Consider the following 16,637-nt stretch of genomic DNA (forward strand, 5'->3'; position numbering starts at 1 on the left):
AATAATTGAAACCTGCTTTCAGGGCGAAACAGTATTGTAAATTTAACCTCTTCCCTCCGCCGGCATTATCCGGATCAGGTGCATTCAAGGTTTAAAGAGGCAGATTTGTCGGGTGGAGAGGGAACCCTCTGCCATCCTAATGTTCTACATTTACCTTAAAATGGGTATAATCTCAGCCTTTCGATTGCAACAGAAATTGCGGATTTGAAAAGCACCCCTTTGAGTGAGGCAAATATAGTTTTTAAATTGAAAGATTTTAATTTTTATTCAAATTGATTGTCTTGCTATGGCACGGTGAGGCACAGTTCTGTTTCCAGATGGCTGGAACAAACGGTGTCTCACAATGCAAAGCTTTTAAAACAAGCCTAACTGACCTTTGTCATCAATCTCGATATCATCCGGATTGGTAATTTCAAAATCAACCTTCTTAACAACAGTATCGGCGGTTTTTGCTTTTGCCTCCTCTTTAGGAACTTCTTTTTTTACAGTTTTGGATACAGCTTCAGCTGCTGATTCTTGTTTCACCGGTAACTTGTCCTCTGGCAAAACTTCATTCTTACGTTCAAACTTAGGCTTTGACTTTTCTTCAACATGTACTTCGGTCTTCCCGGTGGCTATAGGAGCTTGAGGAGGCGCTTCGAGGTTTTCCTCCGTTCCGATACCATCTGCTTCATCTAAGGTGCCACTTTCTTCTCCGCCATCGTTACCTTCTACATCTCCTGTGTCTTCTATTTCCGGTTCCTCGAGTACAACCTTTTGTACGTCGTGAGGCGATAAACGGTTACCGTTTGCTTTCAAACCTTTCACATCAATCAGTTCAGCCAAAACGAGATCAAGCGTTTCAGGAGTTTGAGTTTTACCTTTTAATACATCAACTATCACTTTTGCCAAAGGATTGGCTGTTAGGAAAAGTAGTTTCGATTTAGCTTCTTCACTGATAAAAATCACCTTTTTACCGTTTGACTGAAGTTCAAAAACGAAGCGTTTAATAAAATAATTATGGGCTTTTCCGTCGAAATGAACTGCGGCAAAGGTTTTCTCGGGATCGAACTTCTGAATCAGCAGTAAATTATCGTCAAAGTGATTGCTTAACTCAAATGAACTTAGTTCGTAGTAACCATCTTTATGAACCTGTAATATCCGGTCATCTCCATCAAATTCACCAAGGTATTTACCTCGTCCATCAACATTCAGGCGCTTCAATAACTCATCATACCAGATTTTAAGTCCCGAAAGTGTAGATACACCTTTAGTCTTTAAGATAATTTTCTTCACCGGATACTTCGAAATGATATTACCCTGCGAACCGCGTCCCTTAATGGCAACTTCTGCAAAATCCTGGTCGAATTGCAGTTTACGTAACTTCGAATGCGGTTTTAATGCCACATTTACCACTTCTGCCTCTCCATTTGGATTGGCAGTGAAGTATAGTACCTTGGAACCTTTAGATCCCTTAGTCAAGTCATATTCTTTGTCACGGGTTACTCCCACCACAGCAAAGCGTTTGATATAGGCTGTTCCGGAAGCGCCGTCTTTATAAATCATATTGTAAATGGTGCGCTCATCGTTTTTCTTAAATACCTGTGCGTGGATGATACCCTTACCTACAAAGGTTTTATCAGCTACTTTTGTAATCATGCATTTACCATCCTCGCGGAAAACAATTACCTCATCAATATCAGAGCAATCGGCAATGAATTCGTCTTTTCTCAACCCCGTTCCGATGAAACCATCTTCCCGGTTAACATATAGCTTAACGTTTGCCAATGCCACTTTAGAAGCTTCAACCCTGTCAAATAGCCTGATCTCGGTTCTACGCTCTCTCCCCTTACCATATTTATCTTTCAGCTTCTGATACCAGGCGATAGCATAATCCGTGAGATGCTTCAGGTGATTTTTCACTACCTTGATTTCATCTTCCAGGTTTTTCATTTGTTCATCAGCCTTCTTTACATCAAAGCGGGTAATGCTACTCATCGGCTTATCGATCAGTTTCTTGAAATCTTCAGGAAGTATTTCGCGATAGAGTGTTGGTTTAAAAGGTTCGAATAATAAATGTAAAACCTCTACTACGGTATCGAAATTGGCTGAGTTTTCATATTCAGGATTTTTATACATTCCCTCCTGAATAAATATTTTTAAAAGGGAACTGAAGAAAATCTTTTCCTGTAACTCGTGTAAACGAATCTCCAGTTCTTTTTTTAATAATGCTTTGGTATGCTTTGTATTTTCAATCAGGATATCGTTCACACTCATAAAGTGTGGTTTATCGCCCTGGATAATACAAGTATTTGGAGAAATAGAAACCTCACAGGCTGTAAAAGCATACAAGGCATCGATGGTTACATCGGGCGAAATACCTGGTGCCAGATGCACTATAATTTCGACACTTGCTGCAGTGCTATCCTCAATTTTTTTAATTTTGATTTTGCCCTTGTCGTTAGCAGCCAGAATGCTGTCGATAACAGAGCTGGTAGTGGTGCTATAAGGAACTTCTGTAATCACCAAAGTCTTTTTATCTTTTTCGGTGATTTTAGCACGAACACGGATTTTGCCTCCCCGCTGTCCCTCATTATAATTTGAGAAGTCGGCAGCGCCTCCGGTAAAGAAATCGGGTAAAATATTCGGGCGGCTGCCTTTTAGCACCTCAATCGACGCATCTAAAAGTTCTATAAAGTTATGGGGCATTACTTTCGTTGCCAAACCAACGGCAATACCCTCTGCTCCCTGCGCCAGTAATAGTGGAAACTTTACGGGTAAGGTAATTGGTTCATTATTCCGCCCGTCATAACTCAGCTGCCACTCTGTAGTATCAGGATTAAACACAACCTCATTTGCAAACTTTGATAAGCGGGCTTCAATATAACGTGGAGCAGCTGCACTGTCGCCAGTGATGGGATCGCCCCAGTTTCCCTGCATATCGATCAGCAAATCTTTCTGGCCTATCTGAACCATTGCATCCCCAATTGAAGCATCCCCATGTGGGTGGTACTTCATCGTATTACCAATCACGTTTGCTGCTTTGTTGAAACGGCCATCATCCATCTCTTTAAGCGAATGCATAATCCTCCGCTGAACAGGCTTTAGTCCGTCATTAATGTGAGGAACGGCACGATCCAGAATTACATAAGACGCATAATCGAGGAACCAGTTTTCATACAATCCATTGATAGGTGTGATAGTGTGCTTTTGTTCTCCGTTTAGGTTTTGGTCTATTTCTTCACTCATCTATTTACAAAAATTGGCAGCTGTAAATATAATAAAAATGAAGCCACACTGTAAAAACAGGTTATTCACATTTAAACCCTAATAAATGATATTTAACGCTCCAACCGATCTTCCACAAATGCAAACGGCAATAAACTTTTTACGCTGGGCACCTTTAAAATTTCTCCGTTCAGGCAATAAAAAATAACCTCAATTGGCGATGACTGCTTCCTTTCAAACTCGACCATTACCTGCAAACAACCTCCGCAAGAGGTTACGGGCTTCAGAATTTCAAAATGATCTGTTTGTGCTGTAATGGCCATGCTTTCGATAATTGCTTCGGGATAAGTTGCGCCAATAGAAAAAAGCGCAACACGTTCGGCGCATAGGCCGGATGGATAGGCCAGATTTTCCTGATTACTTCCCAAAATGACTTGTCCTGATTTTAGCCGGATGGCCGTACCGACCCTAAACTTCGAATAAGGAGAGTAGGATCCTGACAAAGCCTGTTCAGATTGTTCGCATAGAGACCGGTCTTTGTCATTGAGTTCAGCTATATCATTATATTGTTCGAAGCTTATATTAAGATCTAATACTTTCATTTTGAATATTTTCTAAAACCGCTAATGTTAAATTTTTATGGCGGGCGAACAATTTAGGTTATTTTTTGTATTAATTATAAAATCTGCCCTAAAATTATTTAGTGGCATGCTTTTGGCATTTTACAACCACCAAACATGATCAGCTTTGAATAGATACGTACGTAAAGGTTTAAAAATTCTACTCTGGATTATCGCCTCCATCATCATCTTAGTAGTGGGTGTTGCCCTCTCATTGAACATTCCGGCAGTGCAAAACTTTGTTAAAAACAAAGCAATAAACTATCTTAAAACAAAAACTAAGACGGAAATAAGCCTGGAAAGCATCAAAATTGCCCTACCAAAAGACGTTGTCCTGAGTAAATTTTATATTGAAGATTTAAAGGGCGATACCCTGCTGTATGCAGAAAAACTCGCTGTAGACATTAGCCTGTTTAAGTTGCTTAAGAATACGGTTGAAGTTAACAATATTGAACTGAAAAACATCAGGGCAAATGTTAAGCGTATAAGTCCAGATACCACTTTCAACTTTTCTTTTCTCATGAACGCCTTTATGAGCGAACAGAAAAAGCCAGAAGAGAAAGTGGATAAGGATACTACCTCAACACTGAAATTTTCTATTGATAAAATATCCTTCGAAGACATAGGCCTCACCTACCGTGATGATGTAGCAGGCAACAATGTGAAGGTATACATTGGCGCCTTTAAAACTAAATTGAAAACATTTGATTTAGCAAATCAGCATTACGTGATTAAGGAACTGGCATTAAACAACACCTCCCTTAAATATCTCCAGCAAAAGCCATTGGTAGAACTCGTTCAGCATGTTACTAACAGTGTAGACAGTAGCCAGAAAGAAACAGGCAAACTACCATTGATCGAAGTCGAGAACTTTGCGTTCAATAACGTGAAGGTTAATTACGATGATCAGGTTTCGACGACAAAAGCCATTGCCGATGTAAATGAACTTGGTGTAGTAAACTTAAAAGTAGATTTAACCAACAGTAAATATACGGTTGATGACGCCAAGCTGAATAAATCAAATATTCTTTTTGCCTTTAAACCAGCACCCAGTAATGATTTAAAGAAAGTTAAGGATACAGTCGTTCCAGAACAGTCGCCTTTGGGATTAGTGATCAAAAACATCAGCCTGGCAGACAACAATGTGCAATTCGATAACCTTGGAGCAAAGGCTGCTCCAAAAGGAATGGATTTCAATCATTTAAAGATTACAGAACTGAACTTTGGTGCCGGGGATGTAAGTTATAGCGCTGCAGGAATAAAAGCGATGGTAAAAAATGGTTCACTTAAAGAAAAAAGTGGTTTTGCTTTGAATGAGTTAAAAGGAAATGCCATTTATAATGATAAACAGATTAAGCTGACGAATTTCGCTTTAAAAACGCCAAATACAACTATAGAGAACGCTACAGAGCTGAATTTCACATCCATGGATGATTTAACAAAACATCCTGAACGCGTAAAGCTTGCACTAAGTTTAAAAAACACTACGATAGGCTTGAAAGATGCAGGCTATTTTAGTGATGCCGTTCCGGCAAATTACCGAAATGAAAAGATTAAAATTAATGCAGAATTAAATGGGTATTTAAACAATCTGAACATCCCCCGTCTGCAAATCAACGGATTAAAAAATACGCAGATCGACATTAGTGGTACGGCAAAAGGTTTGCCTGACGTCAATAAGACTTTCCTCGATCTGAACATTAAAAAACTCTACGTTACCAAAAGCGATATTCTGGTGGCTGTGCCCAGGAAATCATTACCGCCAAGCATTGAACTTCCTAATGTAATTAACGCAAAAGGAAAGTTTAAAGGCTCAATGACCGATTTCAATACCAACATGAATATTCAGACGGATATGGGTGGAGCTGTTTTAAATGCTGCAATGAAAGGTCCGAAAGGTAAAGAAAGCTACAAAGCAGACGTAACTTTGAATAATTTCAACGTTGGCCGGTTATTGAAAATGCAGCCGAAGTTAGGCCGTATATCTGTTAAAGCCAACGTCGCAGGAACGGGTCTGGATCCGAAGAAAATAAATGCCAAATTCAATGCACGGGTTTTGAGTGCATACTACAATAAATACACTTACCGGAATTTAAACCTTTCCGGTACTTATGCCAACCAGAATGTTGCCATCAAAGGTAACATGCCAGATAGCAATGCAAATTTCAGTCTAGATGCCAAAGCCAGTCTCGCCGGTAAATACCCTGCAGTTAAAGCCGATTTAAACCTGAAACAACTGAATTTGCAAGCCTTAAATTTTAGCCCCACTGTTTTAAGTGCGGCAGGGGTAATAAAGGCTGACTTAACAACTGCTGATGCTGATTATCTGAATGGTTCAGTTGATATTACAGGCTTGCAATTGGTGAAAGATGCCCAGAGAATAAATGTGGATACCATCTCTGTACGCGCAAAATCGACTGCTACTGAAAATGAACTCACCTTAAAATCAGAAATTCTATCTGCTAAAATTGATGGTAAATATCAGTTAACGAAAGTTGGAAGTGCCATCATCAACGAAATTAATAAGTATTATGCCTTTGGAACGGTAGAAAAGATTCCAGATCAGCGAATGAGGTTCTTTGTACAGGTGTATGATTCAAAATTGCTGAAACAATTTGTGCCTGAATTAACTGTTTTTAAATCATCACAATTTTACGGGTTAATCGACACACAAAAAGACAGCCTGCAGATTAAAGGTAATTTCCCACAGGTGGTTTACGGAGATTTTAAAGTAGATACCACTGTTTTGAATATCAACAATGATAACAACAAGCTTGCTTACGGGCTAACCGTTAAAAGTTTGCAGAGCCCTTCCATTGCGCTGTTTAATACAGAGATTAGTGGTGATGCGGCCAACAATGTATTGGGTGTGAATGTTTTTCTTCGCGATAGACAACGTAAGGACAAATACGTTATTGGCGGTACATTCCAATCTATAAACAAAGATTTTAAGTTTAGCCTGGATCCGCAGAAACTTCTGCTTGATTATCAGAAATGGGTAGTTTCACAGGATAACTATATTCAGTTTGGGCAATCCGGAATACTGGTAAATCAGTTCCAGATCAGTAACAGCGGTCAGTCTCTGTCCGTCAACAGTAATCCTTCGCAACCCAATGCACCTTTAAGCGTTGAGTTTAAGGATTTTCAACTGGAAACGTTAACGAAGTTTGCGGAAACAGATACAACCCTGGTTGGGGGCCGTTTAAATGGTACTGCCAATGTTAAAGATCTGGCTAGCACACCAAAGTTTGAAGCCAATTTGACCATTGATCAGCTCCGCTACCAGAAAGATCAACTGGGCACTTTACGCGTGGCCGTTAATAACAATACCGAAAATGCTTTCGAGGTAAATGTTGCGCTAAGTGGTGTACACGAATTGAGGGTAAATGGGTTTTACTATACTGCACCGCAAAGTGCACTTGATTTGACAGTCAATATTGACAAAATCGAGATGAAAAATATCGAGAGCCTGTCGCAGGGTCAACTTAAAAACGGTACGGGCACCCTTACGGGAGCTTTGAGTGTGAAAGGTGCTTTGACTGCACCGAAAATATTGGGCGACCTGACTTTCAATAACGCAGGTATTAAAGTGGCCTACGTAAACTCATACTTCCGGATGCCAAACGAGAAAATTTCATTTACCAATGAGGGAATCAGTTTTAATAATTTCACTTTAATTGACTCTTTAAATCAAAAAGCTACCATCAATGGCAAGGTTTACACTACTGATTTTAAAAACTACCGCTTTGGGCTGGATGTCAACATGAATAATTTCCGGGCGATAAACTCTACTGCTGCAGACAATGAAATGATCTACGGAACGGTGTTTTTAACCAGTAACATCAAAGTTAGGGGAGATTTGAACCAGCCGGATGTGAATATGAGCATCAATGTGAATAAAGGAACGAAGTTTTTCTTTGCCTTGCCAGCGAATGATCCGGCGGTGATTGATCAGGAAGGAATTGTTCAGTTTATTGATGCAGATGCACCTCCGTTTAATGGCCAGAAGGCGCTAAAAGTTGACAGTATCAGTAAGTCACCTGTTAAAGGAATCAATCTGGTAGCAGCTGTAAAAATCGATCCTGAAGCTGAATTAAATGTAGTGGTAGATCCTGCTAATGGTGATGCATTGAACATCAAGGGGGATGCAGACCTGAATGCTACGATGGATCCAAGCGGGAAGATCAGTTTAACAGGTCGCTACGAAGTGGTTGATGGCTCGTATAACCTGTCTGTTGGTCCGCTAGGTAAAAAGGCATTCAAAATTGTAAAAGGTAGTAAGATTATCTGGACAGGTGAACCTACAGAAGCTAATGTAAACCTATCGGCAATGTATGAGGTTAACGCTGCGCCTATCGACTTACTCAACCAACCAGATCTTGTACAGGCAAAAACAAAAATGCCATTTCAGGTATACCTGATGATGAAAGGCGAATTGCTAAAACCAATTATTTCTTTTAAAATAGATTTACCGGAAAACGAAAGGGCTACAGAGATCGGAAGTTTGGCCTATACCCGCTTACAAAATGTTAACCGTGATGAAAGTGAACTGAACAAGCAGGTGTTTGCTTTATTAGCTTTAAACCGCTTCATTGCCAATAACCCATTCGAAAGCTTATCCGGAGGTGGCGGAGGCGTTTCGACACTCGCCCGTTCAAGTGTGAGTAAGTTATTGACTGAACAGCTCAATAACCTCACCTCAGATTTAATCCAGGGTGTTGACCTTAACTTTGGTGTGAATTCATCTGAAGATTACTCTACCGGATCATTACAGCAAAAAACAGATCTTGAAGTTGGTTTATCTAAAAAACTGTTGAATGACAGGCTAACTGTGACAGTGGGAAGCTCATTTGCTTTAGAAGGCCCACAGGCTCCCGGCGAGAAATCGACTGATATTGCCGGAAATGTAAATGTAGAATATGCATTATCATCTGACGGCAGGTACCGGTTGAGGGCCTACAGGAGAAACCAAAACGACGTAATTGTACAGGGACAAATTATCGAAACCGGTTTAGGATTTACCCTCGTTGTAGATTACAACAAATTCAGAGAGATATTCCAGAAAAAACGAAACAGAAGAACGAGAAACATTGAACAGAAAGCACAAAATGAGAAAACTAATTAGACCTATTTTATTTGTATTGGCCTGTTTAGTTTACGCGGGCTGTAGCAGTACGAAATCCCTGAAACCAGGGCAAATATTGTACACCGGCGCTGAGGTTAAAATTAATCCCGACTCTTCGGGTAAAATTGATGATGAGAAACAAGTTAAAGCTGATTTGAAAAGCAAAACCAGGCCTCGCCCCAACAATAAACTGAAGCTGGCCATTTACAACTTTGCCGGAGAACCTAAAAAACCAAAAGGTTTGAGGAACTGGATCAGGAAAAAAGGTGAAGCCCCTGTGCTTTTAAGTGAAGTGAAACTGAAGTATAACAATGACGTGCTGACCAGCTATCTGCTTAGTGAGGGTTATCTGCAGGCTGTGGTAACTGGCGATACGGTAGTGAAGGACAAGAAAGGTAAAGCCATATACACGGCTGTTACCGGCGAAAGATATAAAATCAATAAGGTAACCTTCCCACCCGATTCAGGTGTATTAACCCGGATCATCAATACCAATAAAGATAAAACCTTATTAAAGGTGGGCGATTTTTACGATCTGGACGTTTATAAAAATGAGCGGATCAGGATTGATAATGATTTAAAAGAAAGCGGATACTTTTATTTCAGCCCTGATTATTTAATTATGCAGGTTGACAGTACGATTGGTAAAAATCTGGTAAATGTGACCATCAAAGTCAAAGACATTGCTCCTGATGCAGGATTGAAGCCTTACACCATCAAAAATATCAATATCTACCCCAACTATTCCATTAGAAGGGATAGTGTACTCCGTGGACTGAAACCATTAGCGTATAATGATTTCAACATCTACGATGACCACAATACTTTTAAACCGAGACTATTCGACCGCCTGGTTTTCTTCCAAAAAGGAGAACTATATAACCGTAAAGACCACAACCAATCCCTAAACAGAATGGTAAACGTGGGCGCCTTTCAGGATGTACGGGCAGAATTCTTACCCGTTGACAGTTTCAGGAACAATCAACTCGATCTAAATATCTACCTCACACCTTTAAAAAAGAACTCGCTTACTTTCTCGGTTACCGGAACCAGCAAGTCGAATAATTTTGTAGGTTCGGAAGTTAAAGTAACTCAAACCACCAGAAATCTTTTTAGGGGAGCCGAACAACTGGACGTAAGTGTTAGCGGCGGTTTTGAAACACAAACCAGGGGTACCTCTTTGGGTAAAAACTCTCTTTCGTTAACGGCAGAAGGAAAGCTGACTTTCCCTAGGTTTATTGTTCCATTCTACAAGCCAAACAGCACAAATGCATTTATACCCAAAACAATTGCATCACTATCCTACCAAATGCTGAATAGGGGTTCAGAGTACACCTTGCATGCTTTTAAAGGAGAGTTTGGATATAACTTCAAAGAAAACCAGTATAAAGAGCATAATTTCAACCCGATTTCGGTAAGTTATGTTTCGACAACGTTTCCATCTGATACTACAAAAACAAGATTGTTTACAGAGAATCCACTTTTAAGAACAACTTTAGAAAATCAGTTTATCATTGGTAGTAGCTATAACTTTACCTATACCAACCAAATGGAAACCAATCGCAGAAACAACACTTACTTCTATGGTGCGGTTGAAACTGGTGGAAATTTATGGGGTACGTTTGTGCCAAAGGATGATAATGGTCAAAAGTCTATCTTCAATGTTCCCTTATCACAGTTTGTACGACTGGAAGCGGACTTAAGAGATTACTATAAAATTACCAGAAATGTAACCTGGGCCAACCGCTTAAACCTTGGCTATGGCTACGCCTATGGAAACAGTACCTCACTACCATTTGTAAGGCAGTTCTTTGCAGGGGGAAGTAATGATATCCGTGCCTTTCCGGCGAGGACATTAGGCCCGGGGACGTATAAAGTACCAGACGATGCTATTTTTGCCGATCAGGGAGGAGATATCAAACTGATGCTCAACTCCGAATTACGATTCAAAATAGTAAGTATTTTATACGGCGCATTATTTGTTGACGCTGGAAACGTTTGGTTGCGTAAAGAAGATACTGGCATCCCAGGTACTACTAACACAGGCAGACCTGGTTCCGAATTTAAGTTAAAAAATGCTTTGAACGAACTGGCAGTTGGTACAGGAGCGGGTGTACGTGTTGATGCCACCATTTTTGTGATCCGTTTAGATGTTGCGTTCCCTGTGCGTAAGCCCTATTTAGCTGAAGGACAACGTTGGGTATTCGATAGTATTGCTTTCGGTAATAAAGACTGGAGAAAAGAGAATTTAATTTTTAATATCGGTATTGGATACCCTTTCTAAATTAGTTAATGAAATTAATCAACAAGATCAAAAGTTTCTTTATAGCCCTTTACCACCTCTTTTTAGCGGCTGGTAAAGGCTTTGCCGAAGACAGGATTACAAAACTCAGTGCTTCACTTGCTTACTATACCATTTTCTCGCTTACGCCACTCATCGTAATTGTTTTATCAGCCGCCACATTGTTTTTCGGAGATAAGATGAATCATGATACAAGAAACAAATTTTTTGCTCAGGTAAATGATATGGTGGGTCCGGATGCCACCACTCAACTTCAGGGATTTGTAGACCATGCCAACAAATCCGGTCAGTCAACTATCGGTTTAATTATCGGTATTGCAACACTGATTATCGGATCTACCGCCATATTTATTGAAATTCAGGACAGTATCAACATGATCTGGAAAGTTAAGGCGATTCCTAAAAAAGGCTGGTTGAAAATGTTAACCAACCGGCTTCTATCCTTTTCCCTTATCGTTTCAATGGGCTTTTTGTTACTGGTTTCGCTTGTGGTCAATAGCCTTGTGGTAGGCTTAGGCGATAAACTGATAGCACTTTTATCAAAAACTGAAATCGATAAGGTCGTCCCGGTGGCCGACGATACAATGGCCCTGATTATCTATATTCTAAATAACGTCATTACCCTCGCTGCAGTTACCGCTGTATTTACCGTCATTTTTAAAGTATTACCTGATGTAAATATCAAATGGAAATCAGCAATCCTGGGCGCGCTTTTCACTGCTGTACTATTTAGTCTGGGCAAGTACCTGATTGGAATTTATATCGAAAAGGGCAATCCGGGGTCTGCATTTGGAGCCGCCAGCTCAATCATCGTGATTCTCCTGTGGATTTATTATACCTCCATTATTCTATACTTTGGAGCGGAATTTACACAGGCATATGCTGAAAAATACGATGGAGGCATATCTCCAAGCAAATATGCTGTGTTTACTAAGATCACCATTGTAGAAAAAAAGGTAGATGTACTACCACCTCAACATCCGGAAGATACTATTCATGCACCTAAAGGTGAAGCATAAATTATTGGCAGAAATTAATAAAAGCAACTCCCGTAATGTTTTTACATTATAAACCGTGATATCTTTTCTAAGAGTTCTTGTTCAAGGAATGGCTTTAGCACCAGCTCATTCATTCCTGATGCCAGATACCTTTCCCGGTCTTCCTGCATTACATTGGCGGTAACACCCAGAACCGGGACATTCCGTTTAGCCAACTTAGCAGAATTCCGGATTTTTTGAGTCAACTCCATTCCACCCATCTCCGGCATCTGGATATCCGTAAGGACCAGATCATATTCATTTTCGTTGAAAAGATCCAGCGCTTCTTTTCCATTATAGGCAACATCGAAAGCAATTTTATGTTTCTTCAGAATGGTGCTTGCCAGTAAAATATTTAGTGCATTGTCATCTGCCAGGAGAATCTTTTTGCCAGCTAAAATTTGTTCCTCATCACCTGTCTTTAGAGCACCTGATTGTTCGGTTTCCGGTTTCTTCGTCTTCTGATAAGTGACTTCAAAAGAAAATATAGATCCTTTTTTTTCAGCACTTTTAACACTAATGTTTCCCCCTTGAAATTCGATAATTTTTTTACAAATCGCCAGACCGAGCCCCGTCCCCTGCTGTTTCTCTTTGGTGGAAGAGTAGTAAACCTGTGCAAACTCATCAAAAATAATCCGCTGATCTAATGGGTTTATACCAATGCCGGTGTCAGCAATACTTACTTTAAGTTGTGCCTCGTTGTATTCGTTTAAAAATAAACGGCCGCTAAGACTTATGCTGCCTTTGCCCGTAAACTTGATTGCGTTGCTCAAAAGATTCATCACCACTTGCTTAAGCCTGAGCGGGTCTCCGATAACATAAACGTCACTATCTATGTCCAGATTAATGGTGAACTCTATTTTTTTCTTAACAGCCTGTATCCTCATGCTATCAAAAACATCCTTAATGGCGTGGTAAGGAGAAAATGGAATTTGCTCCAGAATAACCTTCCCCGTTTCATATTTCGAAAAGTCGAGAATATCGTTTACTACATCGAGCAGCATGACAGATGAATTCCTAATGGCGCCTACCTGCTCCTTTTGTACAGCTTTCAGCTCTGTTTGCGTTAGCTGTTCTGAGAACCCGACAATTGAATTTAATGGTGTGCGTATTTCGTGGCTCATATTCGCGAGAAATCTGCTTTTCGAAAGTGCATACAGTGCAGCCTTATTGCTATAATTCACGAGGGCTTTTTCGTTCCTGTACAGATGAAACACCATATAAAATACGAAAGCGAGTAAACCAACACCCAGGGCCAGTAATGCCAGCGTAAACCGGTCAAGGTTTTCAACAGTACCGTAGGTATTTTCGTTAATGAGTTGCTGAATGGTGGAATAGTATTCTTGCTCATTTAACCTGTACTGTTTGAGGCCATTTACAATGGAGGTGATGAGGCGATGATTTACATCAAGCAATTCTTTTTCTTTATCCTTGAGCTGTTGATTGAGTTTGTAGAGCCTTAGATAGTAAGCATTGATGGTTTTGAGCTGTAAATTATTGTAAGCCACATTCAAAGACGAGGTATCGGCAGAAATAGCTGTCTTGACCAGAGTTGACCTCGAACTGTCTACTCCTTTTACATCCCTGGCATTAATGGCATCAAAAATCCTGGCGAAAATCTTCTTTCGGGCCTGTCCGGCTTTGCCGGCCTTAATGGTATCGATTTTAACAATGCTCTTAAATTGTCTTGCGGTAAATATTCTTCCCTTTGGCTCTGTTTTACTTACATCCTGATTAATATGGGCAGAAAAGTTAATCAGGCTATCCGATAACTTCCTTAAAAATATGAACTGGGCTGTCCTGATTTTCTTCTGTTTGATCAGTGCAGCAAAGTTGTCTGGAGAAAGAGCACTTTCCTTTAGATTATCATGTTCAATTGAATCCATAATCAAAGACACTGCTCTGATCTCATCAATAAACTGATTATAGTAAATCCTCTTTGCACTTACCACATACATTCTGCAGCTATTCTCTGCGTTATAAAGTTTAAAAATGCAGCTGTCAAGTCTGGTAAAGTCATTCTGAACATGGACAATCCTGGTTGCTGATTTTAATATTGGTATTTTAGAGAAGTTAATGAATAACCCTGCGGTTATTCCAAAGGTGGCCAATATTAAAAATACGATCAGTAAATACTTTGCTGCAGAACTTTTTGTGGATTTCAAAGGTGTTGATTTAATTTTCGGATTACATCAACGCCGGATTTTAGGCTACTTCATCAATAATTTTAGGTTCTTCATTCACTTCGTCTTTTTCAATTCGGAGGTTTTTGATAATGTGCTGCTGTCTGTCGGGTGTGTTTTTTCCCATATAGTATTCCAGCAAACCTTTAATGGTCTGATCTTTTAAAATAACAGGATCGAGCCTGATATCTTTTCCGATAAACAAACCAAATTCATCCGGAGATATTTCCCCTAACCCCTTAAAACGAGTAATTTCAGGTTTGTTTCCTAATTTCTCGATAGCATTCCGGCGTTCTTCATCACTATAACAATAAATGGTTTCTTTCTTATTTCTAACCCTGAATAAGGGTGTTTGTAAAATGTAAACATGTCCTGCTTTTACTAAATCAGGAAAAAACTGCAGAAAGAATGTCATCATCAGCAATCTAATGTGCATCCCATCAACGTCTGCATCCGTCGCAATCACAATGTTATTGTAATGCAGGCCATCCAGGCCATCTTCGATGTTTAATGCATGTTGTAAAAGGTTAAATTCTTCGTTTTCATACACCACCTTTTTAGTAAGTTCATAACAGTTAAGCGGCTTACCCTTTAAGCTGAAAACTGCCTGGCAATCTACATCACGTGATTTTGTAATGGAACCAGATGCAGAATCACCTTCAGTAATAAACAAAGTTGTTTCATAACGTTTCTCGTGGGTAGAATTGAAATGAACTTTACAGTCGCGCAGCTTTTTGTTATGCAACGATGCCTTTTTTGCCCTGTCGTTAGCCAGTTTTTTAATGCCGGCAATATCTTTACGCTCACGCTCGGATTGCATGATCCTTTTTAACAGTGCATCTGCAACATCAGGGTTTTTATGCAGGTAATCATCAAGTTCTTTCTTCACGAAATCATTGATAAACGTGGCAACTGACGGCCCGTCCGGACCCATATTCTGGGAGCCGAGCTTGGTTTTGGTCTGCGATTCAAATACAGGTTCCTGAACGCGAACTGAGATCGCTGCGATGATGGATGAACGTACATCCGAAGCATCAAACTCCTTCTTAAAAAATTCGCGTACAGTTTTTACCACTGCAGCCCTGAACGCTGCCTGGTGAGTTCCTCCCTGGGTGGTATGCTGTCCGTTAACAAATGAGTGGTAGTCTTCACCGTATTGCTGACCGTGAGTCATGGCAATTTCAATGTCACTACCAATCATGTGTATGATCGGGTAACGAATTTCTTCAGGCTTGTTAAATTTGGAAAGCAGGTCGTATAAACCCCTTTCCGAGAAATATTTCTGGTTATTAAAATTTACGGTCAGTCCGGTATTCAGGAAAACATAATTCCACACCATACTTTCTACAAAATCCGGAATGTAATGGTAGTTTCTGAAAATCGTTTCGTCGGGATAAAAAGTAATGGCTGTACCATTTCGCTGTGTAGTATCAATAACAGGTTGCTCATTTACAATCTCTCCTTTTGAAAACTCTACCTTTTTTGTTTTACCATCACGATAAGATTGTACAGTAAAACTGGTAGACAATGCATTTACTGCTTTGGTACCCACACCGTTTAATCCAACAGATTTCTGAAAGGCGTTACTATCGTATTTACCACCTGTATTTATTTTACTTACGCAATCAATAACTTTTCCTAAAGGTATCCCGCGACCATAATCGCGAACATTTATCTTTTGTTCAGAAACAGTAATTTCGATGGTTTTTCCAGTGCCCATCACAAACTCATCGATAGAGTTATCTACAATTTCCTTTAACAAAACATAAATACCATCATCCTGGGCCGACCCATCACCAAGTTTACCGATATACATACCGGGACGTAGTCTGATGTGTTCTTTCCAGTCTAATGATCGAATACTGTCGTCGTTATAAATTACTTCTGCCATAAATTGTGTTATTTGCTGTCAGGTTGATTGAACTCCGGTTTTCACACAAAGCAGCTGTACCGAGGGATGTTCGGGGAAAGCTTTAACGATCAACATGACAAGTATTTAGGGATGATTTGTTATTGAAAATCCAGAAAACATTTAAATTATAATCCGAATTACCTAATAGCAAAAAATTATTATACAATAATAGATTTATTCTGCGAGGCTAGCAAATGAAAATTTCAACAAAAATGAACCGTTAACAAATTCCAGATGGAAGCACAGCAGCA

7 protein-coding genes and 1 riboswitch are annotated in these 16,637 nt (G+C 39.8%); of the genes, 3 read left to right on the top strand and 4 right to left on the bottom strand.

Annotated elements, in window-relative coordinates; translation table 11 throughout:
* Positions 1-34 precede the first annotated feature (34 nt).
* Positions 35-105, bottom strand: a riboswitch (TPP riboswitch).
* 249 nt (positions 106-354) lie between these two features.
* Together AB669_RS07435 and AB669_RS07440 are read right to left on the bottom strand one after the other, a co-directional pair.
* Positions 355-3,228, bottom strand: coding sequence for a DNA gyrase/topoisomerase IV subunit A (locus AB669_RS07435; RefSeq protein ID WP_047798671.1), 2,874 nt, complete (start codon positions 3,226-3,228; stop codon positions 355-357).
* A 92-nt stretch (positions 3,229-3,320) separates the two neighbouring features.
* Positions 3,321-3,809 (bottom strand): cytidine deaminase, encoded by a 489-nt coding sequence (locus AB669_RS07440; protein WP_047798672.1) that lies wholly within the window; start codon positions 3,807-3,809, stop codon positions 3,321-3,323.
* Positions 3,810-3,954: 145 nt separating this feature from the next.
* On the opposite strand from AB669_RS07440, the gene AB669_RS07445 reads away from it, so the two are divergent.
* The 3 genes from AB669_RS07445 to AB669_RS07455 are packed head-to-tail and all read left to right on the top strand — an operon-like array spanning position 3,955 to position 12,273.
* Positions 3,955-8,952: a translocation/assembly module TamB gene (locus AB669_RS07445; protein WP_047798673.1), complete on the top strand. Its 4,998-nt coding sequence runs from the start codon at positions 3,955-3,957 to the stop codon at positions 8,950-8,952.
* Positions 8,936-11,236, top strand: coding sequence for a BamA/TamA family outer membrane protein (locus tag AB669_RS07450; protein WP_047798674.1), 2,301 nt, complete (start codon positions 8,936-8,938; stop codon positions 11,234-11,236). The genes AB669_RS07445 and AB669_RS07450 overlap by 17 nt, the downstream gene beginning before the upstream one ends.
* A gap of 8 nt (positions 11,237-11,244) precedes the next feature.
* Entirely contained in the window at positions 11,245-12,273 is a 1,029-nt protein-coding gene (locus AB669_RS07455) for a YihY/virulence factor BrkB family protein (RefSeq protein WP_047798675.1), read from the top strand.
* A 41-nt stretch (positions 12,274-12,314) separates the two neighbouring features.
* Here the strand turns inward: AB669_RS07455 and AB669_RS21490 are convergent, their stop codons facing one another.
* Positions 12,315-14,456 carry an ATP-binding protein gene (locus AB669_RS21490; protein WP_053058323.1) on the bottom strand — a complete coding sequence of 714 codons (2,142 nt, stop codon included), beginning with the start codon at positions 14,454-14,456 and terminating at the stop codon, positions 12,315-12,317.
* Between the two features lie 40 nt (positions 14,457-14,496).
* Positions 14,497-16,365: a DNA topoisomerase IV subunit B gene (locus AB669_RS07465; protein WP_047798676.1), complete on the bottom strand. Its 1,869-nt coding sequence runs from the start codon at positions 16,363-16,365 to the stop codon at positions 14,497-14,499.
* Between the last annotated feature and the right edge of the window lie 272 nt (positions 16,366-16,637).

It is taken from the genome of Pedobacter sp. BMA (assembly GCF_001027745.1).
Lineage (GTDB): Bacteria > Bacteroidota > Bacteroidia > Sphingobacteriales > Sphingobacteriaceae > Pedobacter.